Source organism: Niabella aquatica, assembly GCF_054779315.1.
The window spans coordinates 208,203-225,974 of sequence record NZ_BAAGYM010000005.1 but is presented as its reverse complement, the minus strand read 5'-3'; the positions used below and the strand labels follow the sequence as shown (position 1 = coordinate 225,974).

8 protein-coding genes are annotated in these 17,772 nt (G+C 44.6%); 6 read left to right on the top strand and 2 right to left on the bottom strand.

Annotation, left to right across the window (positions count from 1 at the left end):
- Nucleotides 1-186 precede the first annotated feature (186 nt).
- Both ACYVBM_RS05880 and ACYVBM_RS05875 read right to left on the bottom strand, forming a co-directional pair.
- Nucleotides 187-951 (bottom strand): response regulator transcription factor, encoded by a 765-nt coding sequence (locus ACYVBM_RS05880; RefSeq protein ID WP_460684695.1) that lies wholly within the window; start codon nucleotides 949-951, stop codon nucleotides 187-189.
- A 1-nt stretch (nucleotide 952) separates the two neighbouring features.
- Nucleotides 953-4,141 (bottom strand): ligand-binding sensor domain-containing protein, encoded by a 3,189-nt coding sequence (locus ACYVBM_RS05875; protein ID WP_460684694.1) that lies wholly within the window; start codon nucleotides 4,139-4,141, stop codon nucleotides 953-955.
- A 261-nt stretch (nucleotides 4,142-4,402) separates the two neighbouring features.
- Here ACYVBM_RS05875 and ACYVBM_RS05870 point away from each other — a divergent pair, with 261 nt between their 5' ends.
- From ACYVBM_RS05870 to ACYVBM_RS05845, 6 genes are all read left to right on the top strand, one after another.
- Nucleotides 4,403-5,884: a family 43 glycosylhydrolase gene (locus ACYVBM_RS05870; protein WP_460684693.1), complete on the top strand. Its 1,482-nt coding sequence runs from the start codon at nucleotides 4,403-4,405 to the stop codon at nucleotides 5,882-5,884.
- A gap of 271 nt (nucleotides 5,885-6,155) precedes the next feature.
- Nucleotides 6,156-9,077 (top strand): glycosyl hydrolase 115 family protein, encoded by a 2,922-nt coding sequence (locus ACYVBM_RS05865; RefSeq protein ID WP_460684692.1) that lies wholly within the window; start codon nucleotides 6,156-6,158, stop codon nucleotides 9,075-9,077.
- 520 nt (nucleotides 9,078-9,597) lie between these two features.
- Entirely contained in the window at nucleotides 9,598-10,824 is a 1,227-nt protein-coding gene (locus ACYVBM_RS05860) for a glycoside hydrolase family 88/105 protein (protein WP_460684691.1), read from the top strand.
- An 85-nt stretch (nucleotides 10,825-10,909) separates the two neighbouring features.
- Nucleotides 10,910-14,128 carry a SusC/RagA family TonB-linked outer membrane protein gene (locus ACYVBM_RS05855; protein ID WP_460684690.1) on the top strand — a complete coding sequence of 1,073 codons (3,219 nt, stop codon included), beginning with the start codon at nucleotides 10,910-10,912 and terminating at the stop codon, nucleotides 14,126-14,128.
- A gap of 18 nt (nucleotides 14,129-14,146) precedes the next feature.
- On the top strand, nucleotides 14,147-15,991 hold the full coding sequence (locus tag ACYVBM_RS05850) for a RagB/SusD family nutrient uptake outer membrane protein (protein WP_460684689.1): 1,845 nt from the start codon (nucleotides 14,147-14,149) through the stop codon (nucleotides 15,989-15,991).
- A 199-nt stretch (nucleotides 15,992-16,190) separates the two neighbouring features.
- The gene (locus tag ACYVBM_RS05845; RefSeq protein ID WP_460684688.1) at nucleotides 16,191-17,345 is read left to right on the top strand and encodes an Ig-like domain-containing protein; all 1,155 of its coding nucleotides are present in this window, start codon (nucleotides 16,191-16,193) and stop codon (nucleotides 17,343-17,345) included.
- The last annotated feature ends 427 nt before the right edge of the window (nucleotides 17,346-17,772 follow it).

Below are 17,772 nucleotides of genomic sequence, written 5' to 3'. Positions count from 1 at the left end.
GCCTCACTTAAAGCAATTTTTGCTCCAAATGAGGCATTTTTTATATTCTTTTGCTAATAAAATACAAGCCTACACTGCATTACATATTTTCAGGAAGACCCTATTTATACAGTCCGCGCGCGAAGGGCACTTCTCTCCAGAGCGGATATATAATCTGTAATGCAGCATAATATATACCTGATCTGATTACGCTCTTGGCAATGAATTGAAATATTCTATAGGAGACACTTTAAAGTACTTCTGAAAGTTGCGGCTGAAAAGGCTTTGAGAGCTGTAACCTACCATCTTCGAAATTTCGTAGAATGTAAATTCATTCTCAGCAATTAAACTGGCGGCCTTTTTAAGACGCGTGATATCAATTAATTCTTTTGGAGATAGTGAGGATAGCGATTTGATCTTGCGGTATAATGTGGTGCGGCTCATGAACATGTGCTCGGCAAGCATATCTATATCAATATTGGGGTCTTTAATATTTTCCCGGATATATTCATCCAGCTTTTTCAAAAAGGCTTCATCTGTTTTTGAATGCGCCATTACCCGTACATCCTCAAAAGGCGAACTGGCAAAATGATCCTTTATTTTCCGGCGGTTTTTAAGCAGGTTGGCAATTTGCACCTGCAGCAATTCTGATGAAAATGGTTTTTGTATATAAGCGTCTGCTCCAACTTCCAGCCCTTCAATGTGAGCTTTATACGTATTTTTAGAAGTTAATAAAATGATAGGGATATGGCAGTATTCAACAGTGGATTTAATAAGCCTGCACAGTTCAAACCCGTCAATTCCCGGCATCATAATGTCAGATATAATCAGGTGAATAATTTCTTTATCCAAAATGGTCTGTGCAATTTCTCCGTTAACTGCAAGATGTATCTTGTAGGTATCTCCCAAAACCACAGACAGGAATTCCAGGATATCTTCGTTATCATCAATAATAAGAATACTTTCAGTCATACTATTTTATCTTTTTCCAACTGCTTAATTGAAATTCAAACTTTTGATGTATGGGCAGCCGGAGTTCAAAAATAATTAAATCCGTTTCACCGGAGATCAATCGCAGCGATCCGTTGTGCAGTTCTGTAAGCGATTTGGCAAGTGATAGTCCGATACCGGTTCCAGGCTTATTATTTGCCTGCAATCGCACAAAGGGTTCAAATATCTGCTGCCTGAATTCTTCGGGTATACCTTTACCGTCGTTGTTAAAACTAATCGTAAAATATTCATCGGCATCGTTTACAGTGCCTATGCTTACGGTAGCCATGGTAGCCGCATATTTAATAGCGTTCGATACCATATTGGTACATATTTTAATGAAAGCCTCTCTATCCACAAACGCCATAAATTGGCTTGGCGGCGATTCCAGGTTCAAATCAATATTATTGTTATCGGCTTGCTGTTTAAATCCTGTTACAAGGTCAGCGACCAGCGTAATTATATCTGTTTTTACAAAGTTTAAGCTGAACTGGTCTGCTTCGGTCTTTCTAAAGTCCAGCAGCTGGCTGGTCAGCTCTGTCAGGCGCCGGGTATTTTTCTCAGCTATCGAGAGGCTTTTCTTAACATCAGGTTCCTTGCCAAATTTTTTGCTCAACCACTCTATAGGCCCCGCGATAAGCGTAAGCGGAGTTTGTATCTCATGTGTGATATTAGTAAAAAATTCGATTTTGGCCTGGTAGATTTCTTTTTCCTTTTCGTGCTCGAACAATTGTATTTTTCTCAGGTTTTTTCGTTCAAGATATTGCCGGTATAAACGGTCTGCGATAAATATACCGGTACCTAAGAGCAGCAGGTATAACAGGTAAGCGATATTGCTTTTCCAAAAGGGGGGGAGAATTTTAATGAGCAGCCGCCGTTCTTTACCTGCCCAGCTTCCTGTATTGCTTTCGGCCTGAACAATAAATTCATAAGAGCCGTGGGTAAGATCGGTAAAATAGGCTTTGCGATTGGTGTTGAGATAGGTCCAGGACTGATCAATACCTTTCATCATGTATTTGTATCGGGTCACTTCCGGAGAAGAAAAGTTCAATGCGGCAAACTCAATACTGAAATTGTTTTGATCATATTTCAATATAACAGTATCTGTGTATAAAATAGATTTGGAAAGAGGGCTGTTATGCTCACCGGGCGCTGTTTCTATATTATTAATCTGGAGACCTGTGATATAAGTGGGTGGGCTGGATTCTTTTTGGTTAAATAAGGCTGGGTTAAAAGCGATCATTCCTTTAACCGAGCCGAAGTACATTTTGCCATCAGTATGTTTATAGGCCGAATTGTAATTGAACTGATCGGTTATTAGCCCATTGGCTCGTGTGTACACTTTTATCTGTTCCGTACGCAGGTCAAAACAAATAAGACCTTTGAGCGAGCTGATCCATAAATGTTTGGAGCTGTCTTCCAATATACTGTATAGTACATTACTGGGCAAGCCGTTTGCTGTCGTATATCTTTTAATGGTTTTCCGGTCGCGGTTTAGTTTTATAAGGCCGCAGCCGGTAGTGGTAAACCATAAAGCATGGTCGCTGTCTTCAAAAATATTATACACTGGGAATTCGTTAATAATCTGGCCCCTGGTTGTATCGCCAAAATGTATATTGCCACGCTGGCCGGTTTTGGGATTATAATAAAATGCGCCCTCTTTTACACTCCCTGTCCATATATTCCCTTCCGAGTCTTCAAAAATATCATAAACATAAGTATTGAAGGGTATCTGGGATATACGTTTAAATGTTTTGTACCTTGTATCATACTCAAATAAACCGGCGTTACGATAGGCGGTGCCCACCAGCAGGCGGTTATTTTTTGTCCGGTAGATCGAAATAACAAAATCACTTACCAGACCACCATTCTTATCGCTGATAAGCTTAAACCGGTCCGTAATCAGGCCGGTCCGCATATCCATTATTTCCATGCCCTGAAGAAAGGGGCCAATAAATAACTGGTTCCCCCATGCCAGCAGGCCATGTATATTGGGGTAGGAGATACTTCCCTTTCTGCCAGTAGCTGTATAGTTTGTAAATATGCCCGTTTTCAAATCCAGTTTGCTAATACCGGCATCTTCTGTGCCGATCCATAGGTGACCACTGCTATCAGAACAAATCTCTCTCACTGCATTTCCAGAAATAGAATTCATATCCGGCAGCGGATAATACTTTTCAAATCGCGCATTGTCCTTTGAATAATAATTCAACCCGCCAAAAAAAGTACCGGCCCACATACCGCCCTGTTTATCCTTGCATAATGCATAAACGGCATTGTCTGCCACGGCATAAGGGTCACCGGCGCGCTTTCTCAGGTTGATGCTCGTATGAGCGGCTAAGTCATAAATATAAATTCCCGATTCGGTAGCGATCCAGTATTGCCCGTCCTTGCCCGTTGCAATATCGCGGACAAATATATCTTTATTTTTATCAGCATCCAGGGGTAAGGATCTGACAATACCGGTTTTGGTATCGCAGCTTTTTAATCCCTGCTTAAAACAGCCTACCAATAGCTCGTTATTACGGATGGGGAATATTTTGCTGATAGACCGCGCATTTGCAGGCAGGTATTTATTAACGACCCTTATCTTGTTAGCGGGCTTTTTTTGGGGATTGTAAATACTGATGTTACCATCATTATCCCCCAGCCATAAATTCATATTAGAGTCCAGGGCAATACAGGATGCCGGTATTTTTAAATGCTCCATCCTGTTCTCTGCCTGTATGTATTTGTAAAGGGAAAACTGAATAAGAAACCACAGGTTATTATCATTGTCTATAACAATATTGCTGGTATATTCTTTGGGAACAGTTTGCATCTCAATAAGCACTTCTTTGTATGGGTCATATTTAAAAAGACCTTTGCCGGTACCTATCCAGATCATCTGGTTTTTATCCTCCGCTATAGAGTTAATAACATCATTTCCCAAGCTGCCGAATTTGTCTTTATTGTTTTTGTAGGCTTTGAAAGAGTATCCGTCAAAACGGTTCAGGCCGCCACGCGTTCCAATCCATATCAAACCTTTACTATCCTGTATTACAGCGGTTACTGCATTATGCACTAAGCCGTCATCTACCTGGTAATGCTTAAAGTAATATTGGGCGTAACAGGAAGAAACAATAGTCTGCAATAACAAATTCAGCAAAACAATGCGATAGAAAAATTTCATAATTACTAAACTCAAATATAAATAATGAGTTTAAAATATTATGGTTTTAAAACAGAATTGTATCAATCGCTTCAGTGCCTGATATGTATATGGTACAATTCGTCAAAATATTGAACAAAGTATTCAGCTTGGGTTTACTTATTTTGATGTTTATCCAGTACTGTGCCTTTTTCAGGCAAAAAGATGCGTGACAGCGATTCATCTTACAAGGCAGAAAGAATGGCAGGTCGGAACGTCTGGTTTTTACTATAAATGAGTATTATGCGCTTGCTTTTATCGTTACTGTTAGTATTTTTTGTTTTTAAAAGCAATGCCCAGCAGCTGGTGTTGCCTGGCGACCACCCGGATCCCTCAGTAGTTAAAATTGGTAATGAATACTGGGCTGTCGGCACCACGTCCAACTGGTTTCCCGTGTTTACCTTATATCGCTCCGGCGATTTGACTAACTGGCAACCCACGGGACATGTGTTTACAAAACGGCCTGCCTGGGCCGACTATTACTTCTGGGCACCCGAAATCACTTATGACAATGGCAAAGTGTATTTATATTATACAGCACATAAAAAAGATGGAAGTCTTTGTATTGCAGCGGCTGTGGCAGACAGGCCAGAAGGTCCCTACAAAGATTTGGGCCCGCTTGTATGCCAGCAGGATGGCTCCATAGATGCGTTTGCCGTGCGTGATGAGAATGGAAAATTATATATGATTTGGAAAGAAGATGGTAACAGCGTTGGTAAGCCCACCCCCATCTGGGCGGCGGAAATGAAAGAAGACCGAACCGCTCTCGTAGGTGAAAAGAAAGAGCTTTTTCGTGCAGACGCGTCCTGGGAAAAAGGGTTAGTAGAGGGCGTATCAATTGTAAAGCACAACAATTATTTTTATGCCATCTACGCTGCTGCTGCCTGTTGCGGCAAAACCTGCAACTACGGCACCGGTATTGCAAGGGCAAAAAACCTGCTGGGTCCCTGGGAAAAATATCCCGGCAACCCTGTATTGGCAGGCAATGCGAGCTGGAAGTGCCCTGGGCATGGAACCCCGGTTGAAAAGGAAGGTAAATTTTATTTTTTATATCACGCATATAGCACAGGCAGCGGGGCTTATGGCGGCAGGCAGGGATTGTTAGATGAATTTGAGTTTACGCCCGACGGCTGGCTGCGCTTTTTAAAAGGTAACAATTATGGCGCATCTGCTACGCAAAAAAAAATAGCAGATAACTTTTCAAGTGCTACTCTTGCCGGTGCCTGGCACTGGAGCATATTCCAAAAAGTAAAGCATAATATATCAAAAAATACTTTAAAGCTGAATGCGCTCCCGGCTGCCTGTGGCGCGTATCTCGGCAGGACTGTTTTGGCAAAGGATTATACTGCCGAGGTTGCCATACTCAAACAATCCAGATCACAGGCGGGACTGGCCCTGATAGGAGATGATAAAAACATGGTATATGCAACGGTTTATAAAAACATGATCTGCCTCGTACAATTGAAAAAGGATAAGGCTGAAGTGATAGCTCAAAAAACAATCAACAGGCCAGTGCAGTTAGTGTTAAAGGTAAAGGTAGAGAACAATACCCAGGCCACTTTTATGTTCAGTACCGATGGTACACAGTTTGAAATACTAAATGATAAAGCGGCTGATATTTCTTACCTGCCCCCGTGGGACAGGGCGGTGCGTGTAGGATTGATTTCAAAAGGGACTGCCGGGAAGGCAGCATATTTCAAAAACTTCGTTTTGGATAATCAATAAGGAGCGATGTTAAACAACTTATCCGTTTATAAAATAAGTATCAGGATAACAGTCGTAAGCCAGCCTGTGGCCGGCAGACAGTTGTTCAAAAGCAGATGTGCCAGGTCCAGATATACGGATGATAGTAATTCCTGCCGGAAATAGCTTGCGGCAATTTCCGGTTACCCTTGCCTGCTGCCAGGGCAGTTTTGCTTCAAAAATAAAAATGGTGATGGTAGGGTACCCTATTTTGACACCATTAATTGTTAAAGGCTTCTAAATAATATTTAGGATGAATACAAAGATTATAGCGCTTGGTTTATTTTTAATGTGCGGGCTTTATACGGCAGCTCAATTTGAGGTGGAAGGAAAGAGGACCACAGCCGGCGTTTATTTCCCGGCCATAAAAATATTATACGATACAGCAGATGCTGCATCTGTAAAAACTACTGTGCAGTTGTTCGCAAAAGATGTACAGCAGGTAACGGGATCACTGCCCGGTACCTATACCACCCCTGTGCATGCAGAGATAATGGTGATAGCCGGAACCTTAAACAGCAGATGGATCAGGGAACTGGTAAAAGCCGGAAAAATGAAAGTGGATTTGCTTCAGGGTCAATGGGAGCGTTATGGTATCTTTATAATAGATCGTCCTTTTCCTAAGGTGAGTCGTGCGCTTGTTGTAGCAGGCAGCGACCGGCGTGCGGTTTCCTTTGGACTGTTTTCCATTTCTGAAGCGCTGGGGGTTTCACCCTGGTATTGGTGGGCAGATGTTCCTGTAAAGAAAAATAAAACGATCAGCCTTCGGGTACACGATTTTATTTCGCCTTCACCGAGTGTTAAGTTCCGGGGTCTCTTTATCAATGATGAAGATTGGGGATTACTGCCCTGGGCAAAAAACACTTTTGATCCGCAGTTAAAAGATATTGGTCCCAAAACCTATGCAAAGGTTTTTGAGCTGCTGCTCAGGTTAAAAGCCAACTACCTATGCCCGGCTATGCACGAGGCTTCAGGCGCTTTTAATAAATATCCTGAAAACAAAATGCTGGCCGATTCCTTCGGCATTGTAATGGGATCCACCCATCCCGAACCTTTATTATTTAATAATGCCAGCGAGTGGGATAAAAAAAAGATGGGCGACTGGAATTATATGACCAACAGGCAAAATATTGTGGCAGCGCTTGATCAAAGAGTCAGTGAAAACTCAAAATATGAAAATGTATATACCCTTGCATTACGGGGCCTGCACGACAAACAGATGTCCGGAGATTATAGCCTGTCCGACCGGTTGCGCCTGGTAGATCAGGCTATAACTGATCAGCGCAACATTTTAAAAAAATATATTGACAAGCCATTAGATGAAATTCCACAGATATTTGTACCTTATAAAGAAGTGCTGGAGTTATATAACGCAGGACTTAAAATCCCGGAAGATGTAACGATCGTATGGCCGGATGACAATTATGGTTACATGAAGCGGCTAAGTAATGAAACCGAGCGGAAAAGGCCCGGCGGTTCAGGTGTATATTATCATGCTTCTTACCTGGGCATTCCCCACGATTATTTATGGCTGAGCTCTTCCACACCCAATCTTATGTTCGAAGAATTGAGCAAAGCTTACAAAACCGGCGCTAACAGGCTGTGGTTGCTGAATGCCGGGGATATAAAATCCTGTGAGCAGCCTGTAACCCTGTTCTTACAGATGGCCTATTCCATTGATTCATTCAATTTCAATAATACGCCGCTTTTCCCTGCAAAATGGTTGTCAGAACAATTTGGCGCCCGGTATTATGACCAGTTGGTAAAAATTACACAGCTTTATAGCCGGCTGGCATTTATACGCAAGCCCGAGCATATGGGCTGGGGATTTGAATGGAACTCTAACAAATACCCGCGTGAGCGGCCCACGGATACAGAGTTCTCTTTTAATAATTATGAAGAAGCACAAAACAGGCTGAAACAGTACAGTGAGTTGGGACAGCTGGTGGAGCGGCTTTATACGCAACTGCCGGAAGAATGGAAACCAGCTTTTTATCAATTAGTGTATTACCCTTCAAAAGGTGCGGAATACATGAACAAAAAGTGGTTATATGCGCAGCTTAGCCGGGAGTATTTTCACCAGAAACGTGCATCCACCAATGATATCCGGCAAAAAGCGCTGCTGTATCAGGACAGCCTTGATTATATTACAAAGCAGTATAACACGCTTTTAAACGGCAAATGGAACCGCGTTATGTCGTTGCGTCAGGGGGTAACGGCATCTTATTTTGAAAAACCGGTTTTAGACTCGCTTACTGTTCCGCAACAGGGGATACTTCAAATTCAGGCGGCAGGTTCAAACGGCCTTACAAACGGGATGCAGTATGTGCTCCCTGCTTTTAGCGGGGCCGGTAAACAACCCGTTTATTTTGAGCTCTATAATACCGGTCAACAGGTTATACCTTTTACTATCTCTTCTGATCAGGAATGGCTTAAACTTAGTAAAGCAAGCGGCCAGCTGGAAAAACAGGAGCGCATTACAGTAGATGTGAACTGGAACCGGTTACAACCGGGGAGGGAATACCAGGGCGTAGTTAAAATAAAATCGAAGGGTACAGAGCAATGGCTCTATGTATCCGTGCCCTACCCATCCCTGCCCCCCATTGATTCTCTAAAGGATATAGCCCTGGAAACAAACGGGTATGTTTCCATACCCGGGGCGGCATTCAACAGGAAAAAAGAAAGCAATACGATCAAAATAACTATAGTGGATGAGCTGGGCATTGAAGGGCGTTCTGTGCTGATGGGCGATCCCACCGGTCCCGTAAACGATCCCCGCCGTAGCGATGCTCCCTATGTTGAATATGATTTCTATACGGTTGGCCGCGGCATGGTAAATGTATATACGTATGTATTGCCTGTCTTTCCGCTATCAACAGACCGTAATCTTGCTTTTCATGAGTTTTCCACTTCACAAACAAGGTATGGCGTTTGCATAGACGATGGTGCGGTCAGCTATCCATCTTCCTCTAATTCTGAATATACCCAGACATGGGCTGATAATGTAATACGCAATGCATCGATCAATAAATCCGTATTGTACATCGGTAAGCCGGGGTTTCACAGGCTGAAAATCATAACCGGAGATCCGGGTATGATCATCCAGAAAATAGTTATAGATATGGGAGGGATGAAAAAATCCTATAGCGGCCCCCCTTTAAGCCTGATTAAATAGCCCGGCTGAAAATAGGATACTGCTGCTAAATACACAACTTGGAACGATTCGACAAAACGTTGAACAAAAGCTATCATTCGCATTTATTTATTTTGTGTTGTAATAAAACTAGCTAAAACGATTTTGGCTTTTAAACTTAATATGTTGTTTGTCCATGAAATTTTATAACAAAGTTTATGAGTATGTATTGATTGTTTGCGTTTCAAAAAAATTGCCATTATTAAGCAAAATTAAAGATTGAAAAATGTATAATCCGGTGATTATATAATAGTGTTGGCATACCTAAAAAGCAATGGAAAATTTTCTGATGTCTGTTGTTGCGACGGTTGATAAACTGAGCAATGCTGTATCGCTATATCATGCTTCACAATATGTTTACCGATTTGGTCCAATTGGTAAATAAAGCTTTTTTTCCGGTGCAGTGAAACGTAAAATATCAATGGGTATGTGAGTGTATAGCAGGTGTTCTCTGTCTGCCAGCACGAAGCAATCTGGACATTAAAAATGTAAATATATGCATATGAAAATATCAGTGCTGATAGCTGGTTTTTTTTTAGCCGGGATTTTTTTGATGAGCTGTAGCAAAGGAAATGTCAATTCCAAAACCGAGCCCGGACCTGGCGTGAAACCGAAAGCAGATACTGCGGTGTATGACCTGGAGAAATTTCCGGCTGGTTCCCGGCCGGAAGAGATCGGTATAAAATTGACCGAACGTTTTCTGGAGACAAAACATTCCTATTGGGGGAATATTTATTCCCAGTATACAGCAGATCATATTACTTATCCCGATGTATGCGCCTGGCTGGGAGCATTCTGGTTTACAAAAGGTATCAAAAACGATGAGCTATACAACCGGCTGATCAACAGGTTTGAGCCATTGTTCACAACCGAAAAACAGCTGCAGCCCAACCTGAACACAACGGCGGATAATAAAGTGGATTATTATGTTTTTGGAGCTGTTCCACTTGAAATATATAGCAGGAAAAAAGAAAGCAGGTACAAAGATCTGGGTATGAAATATGCCGACGGGCAATGGACGCTTCCTTCCAAAGCAACGCAGTCGCAAAAAGACTGGCACAACGATGGTTATTCATGGCAAACCCGCCTGTGGATAGACGATATGTTTATGATAACTGCGCTCCAGGCCCAGGCATATCTGGCCACAGGGGATGAAAAGTACATCGAGCGTACTGCACGGGAAATGGTGCTGTATCTTGACCGGCTGCAACGCGTCAACGGCTTGTTTTACCATGCGCCTAGTGCGCCGTTTTTCTGGGCACGTGGCGATGGTTGGATGGCTGTAGGAATGACAGAGGTGCTGCGTATATTACCTAAAAAGCCGCAATACGATGCCTATCGGGAGCGGATAATGAAAGGGTACCAGGATATGATGTCCACTCTGGCGATGTACCAGATTTATGATGGTATGTGGGGGCAGCTTATTGACAATATGTCTTCATGGAGAGAAACTTCAGGTTCTGCCATGTTCACCTACGCCATGATCGCAGGCGTAAAGAACGGCTGGCTCAATAAAGAAAAATATGGCGCTGTTGCCCGTAAAGCATGGCTTGCACTTTTAAAGTACCTGGAACCGAACTACGATATCCGTAATGTATGCGAAGGTACCGGGGCTGGGAACAGTTCCCAATACTATTTGAATCGTAGGCAATGGATAGGAGATTATCATGGCCAGGCAGGGCTTATGTGGTGCGCCTATGCTTTATCCAGCCTCACCAAAGCAAATTAAGTAATGTTATTAAATAATTTTTTGAAGCAGACTTGATTATATAAAGCGTTCCATTTGACCAAACTAAAAAATAAAATGTATACGAATGAAAAGAAAAACTAAGCAAGACAGAAGGCTCTTCAGAGATGCCAGGGTATTGTATGTTGTGATGCTTACGATGCTGTTCCAGTGTATATGCACCGGAATGGCTTACGCGCAAAATGACAACACTACGGTACAGGGATCAACTTCGCAAAACAAAAAACGGATTACAGGAAAGGTAACCAATGCTGCCGGCGAGCCTCTTGTAGGTGCTTCCGTGGGTATTCAGAATACCACTATCGGTACCACTACCAACAATGACGGGCTTTACGTTATTGATGCGCTTCCCACGAATGTGCTTACGTTCAGTTACACAGGATATGTGTCGCGCGATACGGTGGTAAACGGTAGCGAAGTACTGAATATGGTGCTGGACCGCGATATCCAGATGGCCGAGCAGATAGTAGTGGTAGGCTATGGTAAGCAAAAGAAAGCCGCCATGGTTAGCTCCGTAAGTAGTGTTACGGCAAAGGAGCTGATGGTGCCCACTGGTAACATTACCGGCAACCTGGCCGGGCAGCTTTCCGGGCTTATAGCTATCCAGCGGAATGCCGAGCCGGGCAGGGACGATGCCGAGTTCTGGATCCGCGGTATCAGCACTTTTGCCGGAGGCTCCCAGCCGCTCGTACTCGTAGATGGTATTCCGCGTAAGATAGGCGAGATAGAAGCCGATGAAATTGAAACTTTTTCATTACTAAAAGATGCGGCGGCAACAGCCGTGTACGGTGCCGAAGGCGCCAATGGCGTTATACTCGTTACCACCAAGCGGGGTATTATATCCAAGCCTCGCATATCTTTCCGTGCGGAGGTTTCCACCGCGCAGCCGCAACGGGTGCCTGAGTTTGTAGACTCGTGGACCTACCTTGAGTTGGCTAATGAAGCCCGCTTCAACGATGGGCTTGACCCCTACATAACACAGGAGCAGATTGAAAAATACCGTAGCAGGGAGGATAATGACCTGTATCCTAATACCAACTGGATGAAAGAGCTGCTGGCAAAGAACGTAAAAAACCAGCGCTACACCGTAAACTTCAGGGGTGGCGCAGAAAACGCTAAATACTTTGTATCCATGGCCTACTTCAACCAGGATGGCGTTTTTAAAAAGAACGAGCTGGGTAAGTATAATAGCGATTTTAACTACCAGCGCTACAACCTGCGCAGCAATATAGACCTGAAAGTGAGCAATACCACCCAGTTGAATATAGACCTGGCCGGGCAATATATTAACCGGCTTACTGCCAACCGCTCGCCAGATGATATATTCAAGTTTATGCTTTTCACACCGCCGCACCTGTTCCCTGCTATATACAGCGATGGCACTTTGGCCACTTATAAGGTGCCGGGCGATGGTAACAACCGCAACCCTTTCAATATGCTCTACAACCAGGGCTACCGCAAGGAGTTTAGCACACGTATACAATCCAACGTGGGTATTAACCAGGATTTAAAAGTAATTACCAAAGGTTTAAGTGCCAGAGCCAATATCAGCCTTGACTATGAGGGTAATAACGCCACGCTGCGCAACTACTGGCCCAGCCTGTACAATGCCTCAGGCCGCGATGCGGACGGCAATCTTCAGTTCAATGAAGTAGTATCGGGCAACGCTCAGTTAGAAGACCCAGCTTATACTGATAACGGCAGGGATGAATACCGTAATATATACATGGAAGGTGCTATCAACTACGCCCGCACCTTTAAGCAGCACAATGTAGGAGGTATGTTGCTTTATATGCAGAAGGAAAACCTGCGCGGAAGTAGTGTGCTGCCCTTTAGGAAACAGGGTCTTGTAGGCCGCGCCACTTATTCGTTTGCCAACCGCTATTTTATTGAGGGTAACTTTGGTTATACTGGTAGTGAAACATTTGCCAAAGGCAACCGTTTCGGCTTTTTCCCTGCAGTGGGCGTAAGCTATTTTGTATCTAACGAGCCTTTCTACCCCGATGCCTTGAAAGATGTGCTGTACAGCGCCAAAATCAGGTTGTCCGTAGGCCGCACCGGTAACGATAATACAGGCGGCTCCCGTTTCCTTTACCGTCCCACTTTTAACACAGGCGGGTTTAACTTCAACCAGGGTATTAGCACCAACGGAGGTACCAATGCCTTGGGTGCCGGTATATACGATGAGCGGTTTGTTAATAACTTTATAGGCTGGGAAATAGAGCAGAAACGCAACGTAGGGCTTGACTTAGGGTTTTTCAGAAATAAAATTGAGCTTACGGTAGATTACTTTAATAATGAGCGTACAGGTATCCTTATTCAGCGTCGTACCATTCCCGGCTCTGCGGGCTTCCATGCCGCCCCCTGGGAGAACTACGGTATTGTGCATAACCAAGGTGTGGACGCCAGCCTGAAAAGCAGTCATAAGATAGGCGAGTTCGCCGTAAGCACCAGGGGTACTTTCACCTTTGCCCGCAACAAAGTGCTTGAGTATGATGAACTACCTCAAAACTATCCCTGGATGCAGGTTACCGGCACAAGGGTAGGGGAGCAAACCGTGTACATAGCCGAAAGACTTTATACCGAGGATGATTTTATAAGAACACAAAACCCGAATGGCACTTACCGCTACCAGCTAAAACCGGGATTACCTGTGCCTACCATGCAAGGTAGCAATGTCATGGGCCCCGGCGATATTAAATATGCCGACCTCAACAACGACGGCATTATAGATAATAACGACCGCAAAAGAGGCGTAGGCCATCCTGAAAACCCTGAAATCAACTACGGTTTTGGCCTGAACCTAGAATACAAAGGATTCTATTTAGCTGTATTCTTCCAGGGAACCGCCAACACATCCTTCGTAATGGGTACAGAAGGTTCCGGCACAGAAGTGTATACTTTCTGGCCTTATAGCTGGGGGATAGAAAAGGGAGGTTACCGTACCGCTTTGTTAGACCGCTGGACAGCAGACAACCCACGTCAGGATGTACTGATGACCAGGCTGCACGACGGCTACGGGAACAATATAAGCAAAGAAGGCAGCACCTGGTGGATGCGTGATGCCAGCTTCCTGCGTTTCAAAAACCTGGAATTTGGATATACGATTCCCAAGAACACTGTGGAAAGGCTGGGCATCAGCGGTGCCAGGGCTTACATTATGGGGTACAACCTTCATGTATGGGATAAGATAAAATTACAGGACCCTGAAATGGGAGACCGTAACAAGGGCGTAAGCTATCCCATGTCCCGCACATTCACATTAGGCGTTGAAGTAAACTTATAAAATTAAAGAGGAATACAAATGAAAACTAATATTATAAAAATAGGGTTAATTAGCCTTTCCCTCGGTTGGTTTACATCCTGTAATAAGTTCTTGGATGTGTCCGATGAGCTGGCTGGCGGTATTACCGATGTTGAACAGGTGTTTGATAACGTAGACCGCACAAGAAAATGGTACGGGCAGGTATATAACAATGTGCCCGATTATTCCGCAATATGGGTATCCGGATCTTCCATGGCCAATGCCTGGGCAGGCTATACTGATGAGCTATACCACAGGTTGGCAAATAATACAGGTAAATATGGTAACTGGAACTCGTCCAACTCCAACAACCACCGCTGGGGCACGCTGTACGAAAGCATAAGGCAGGCCAATATCTTCCTGGAAAAAGTGAAACCCATCGTTGCTACGGGTGTAAACGCGGCCGTGCTTACTGAAGCTGAAGTAGAGCGTTACAAAGCTAATATTCGCTTCATGAGGGCAGCGTATTACTACTACCTGATGGAGCAGTACGGCCCAGTGCCCATCATAACCCAATCCAAAACCCTGCAGGACGAACTCGATGTGCCTCGCAACTCCCTGGATGAAGTCATTAACTTTATTGATTCGGAACTGCGGGAAGCCATGCCGCGCATGGAGCAGGAGCCTTACCACACCCAGTTGGACTATGCAGCAGTGCCTACCAAAGGCGCGGCCATGGCATTGCGCGCGAAGCTATGGGTATATGCGGCCAGCCCGCTCTTTAACGGAGGGTTTACAGAAGCCTTGCCGCTTGCCAACAACGATGGCAAGCGTCTGTTCCCAGACCGGGACAACAGCAAAGTGCAGAAAGCCGTAACAGCGTTAAGGGAGTTTTTAGATTACGCCGAGCAAGGCCGTTACGAGCTTTTTAAGAATACAGGCACTTTCAACCCTGCGCTGTCTGTGTACGGAGTGTTCCAGGATTACAATAAAGAGATCATTTGGGCCACTTCAAAAGATGCCTGGGGTACCGCCACCAACGGTGCTTTTGACCAGTTTGTAACTCCCAGGAACGAGCCATCGGGGCTGGGCGGCATACACGTAGTGCAGGAACTGGTAGATGATTTTTATATGGCGGATGGGTTGCCGATAAAGAACACAGCTTTTCTTCCTGCCTCACCTTCATACAGCGAAACCGGCTTTGGCACATATGAGGGGATAGAAGTATCCAAGATGTATATCGGTCGCGAGCCTCGTTTTTATAATACCATCACTTTTTCAGGTAAGAAATGGCATATCAGCAACGCCGAAACACAGTTTTACCTCGGTGGCAATGCTGATAAAAATGTAGTGGACGGTGCACCTGTTACCGGCTATCTTTTATACAAAAGGATGAACCGCACCGTGTATGGGCGTTCCGCTACAGGAGCTGTAACCAGGAGGTACCGGCCATCTATTATTTTCAGGCTGGCAGAGTTTTACCTGCTATATGCCGAAATGCTGAATGAAGTAGAGCCCGGTAACCCTGATGTGTTACGCTATACCAACCTGGTGCGCGACCGCGCGGGGTTGCCCAAGCTGGAAGAACTGAACCCTGCCATAGCTGGCAGCCAGAGCCTTCAGCGCGAAGCCATACGCCGCGAAAGCCGCATTGAGCTGGCCACCGAAGGACAGCGCTACTTTGATGTGCGCAGGTGGATGATAGCCGAAAACCCCGTGGGCCAGGGTGGCCAGGGCGGTGAATTTACCGGCATGAACCCCGATGGGAACAAAGCCGCGTTCCACACTCGCAGGAGGTTCCAGACCCGTTATTTCGGCCGTAAAAACTACCTGTATCCCATACCACTGACAGAAATGCAGCGTACGAAAGGCATGTTGGTACAGAACCCCGGCTGGGACAAGTAGAAGCCCTCAGGCAGTGGCTTAGAGCACAGGTTTCAACGTTCCCCGAAGGGGGGAGATTAAGGGCTTCCCGGTTGTTGCGGTGTTTTATCGCTTCACCTCCAGCAGCATTAGGCCCCCATTCGGGAAGACCAGTACTTACAACGTTGAACCACTTTGTAGGGACTTTTATCTCAGTTTTCAATTATAAAAAAACAAAGACATGAAAAAAAGTAAAATATTCATCTTCGCAGCTGTATTTTTTCTGTGCGGCCTGTTGGCTGGTTGCAACAAAAACATGGTAACAGCGCCGGAAGTAGCAGTAGAAAGCGTTACTTTAAAAGATGCACTTAAAGGAGACAATACCTTGCTTACAGGCACTACGCTTGATGCAAGCTGGCAAGTAAACGTATTCCCCGAAAATGCCACGGACAGGGCGGAAAACTATTCTTCATCTAACCCCGCCGTAGCTACCGTAAGCGGGTTAGGCATTGTTACCGCCGTTAGCGAAGGTACCGCCACCATTACTATATCGGTAGGTGCAGGGGGGCATAGTGTTGAGTTCCCTGTAACAGTGGTTGATAAATTTTTAATACCGGCTACGGGAGTCCAGTTGCTTAAGTCTGAAATGGACCTGAAATTAGGAGACACCTATAACCTGTTTAGCGAGGTAAAGCTTACGCCGCTTGATGCAAACGACGGGTTGACTTATACTTCTTCCAATCCTGCAGTGGTAACGGTAAATGCGGAAGGAATGCTGAGCGGTGTAACAAAAGGCACTGCTATAGTTACCGTAGCATCAAAGCACAATGCCTCAATCAAGGCAGCGGTAACGGTAAATGTAGTGGCTTTTAGCGGCGATTACCCAAGGACCGGCTGGACAATGACAGCCTCTCATGAGCTTATGATAGCAACTGGTAATCCGGAAGGGAACTCGTTAGCCGCTGCAATTGACGGTGACCTGGCTACCAATTTCTGCCTTGTAAGGCCAGGTAAAACCTCCGGTACCACTACTAAGGTAACGGTGCCCTCTGGTGCAGCTATTTACTTTATCGTAGACATGAAGACTGCCCAGGAGGTAAATTATTTCAGGATACGTCACAGAGATATAACGCAAGCATTTATAAGATGGTATGCTTTTGACGAAATACAGGGTAGCAACGATGGTACGAATTTCGAGGTGATTGCAACAAACGTGGTCATTCCTGATGCGGCAACAGCATCCCTGCAGGAATCTGTTAATATACCTCTGCCGAAATCTAAGTACCGATACCTGAAATTCTATGCGCAGAAAGCACAATGTTTCTACCAGTCGTCGTACACATCACAAGGTAATACCGTGCAAATGCAAGAATTATACCTTGGTCTTACACCCTAAAGCCTGTAAGTTTTCTTTTAAAACATAACCTAACTATCAGCCGGCAGGCAGTTAGTTTAGAGAAAGTGAAACGATCCTGCCCCGAATTATTATTCGGGGCAGGATCATTCTAAAATATAAATCCTGAAAGGCTAATAAACGTAAAAACTATTTTTTATCGCTTCACAAGAAGCGGTGTATAGCGTACCCATGTTCTGACAACTGTTTAGAGTTTGAAACGATTTGACAAAACCTTGAACAAAATATCCCAGGTACATGTGCTTACTTCGTTGTACCTCGTACTCGTGGCGAGGTTTAAAATGGATTGTCTGTGAAATTTAGACATTACCTGTCAATGAAACATTCATTACAAAATGTTCATATTATCAAACAGGATAACAAAAATTTTTGTACCTGGCGAGACTCTCTGTCTGCCAACAGGCAGGCA

Excerpts from the sequence above, each read along its gene's own strand:
- ACYVBM_RS05865 (WP_460684692.1), top strand. The coding sequence starts at position 6,156 with ATGAATACAAAGATTATAGCGCTTGGTTTATTTTTAATGTGCGGGCTT.
- ACYVBM_RS05880 (WP_460684695.1), bottom strand. The coding sequence starts at position 951 with ATGACTGAAAGTATTCTTATTATTGATGATAACGAAGATATCCTGGAA.
- ACYVBM_RS05870 (WP_460684693.1), top strand. The coding sequence starts at position 4,403 with ATGCGCTTGCTTTTATCGTTACTGTTAGTATTTTTTGTTTTTAAAAGC.
- ACYVBM_RS05875 (WP_460684694.1), bottom strand. The coding sequence starts at position 4,141 with ATGAAATTTTTCTATCGCATTGTTTTGCTGAATTTGTTATTGCAGACT.
- ACYVBM_RS05850 (WP_460684689.1), top strand. The coding sequence starts at position 14,147 with ATGAAAACTAATATTATAAAAATAGGGTTAATTAGCCTTTCCCTCGGT.
- ACYVBM_RS05860 (WP_460684691.1), top strand. The coding sequence starts at position 9,598 with ATGAAAATATCAGTGCTGATAGCTGGTTTTTTTTTAGCCGGGATTTTT.
- ACYVBM_RS05845 (WP_460684688.1), top strand. The coding sequence starts at position 16,191 with ATGAAAAAAAGTAAAATATTCATCTTCGCAGCTGTATTTTTTCTGTGC.
- ACYVBM_RS05855 (WP_460684690.1), top strand. The coding sequence starts at position 10,910 with ATGAAAAGAAAAACTAAGCAAGACAGAAGGCTCTTCAGAGATGCCAGG.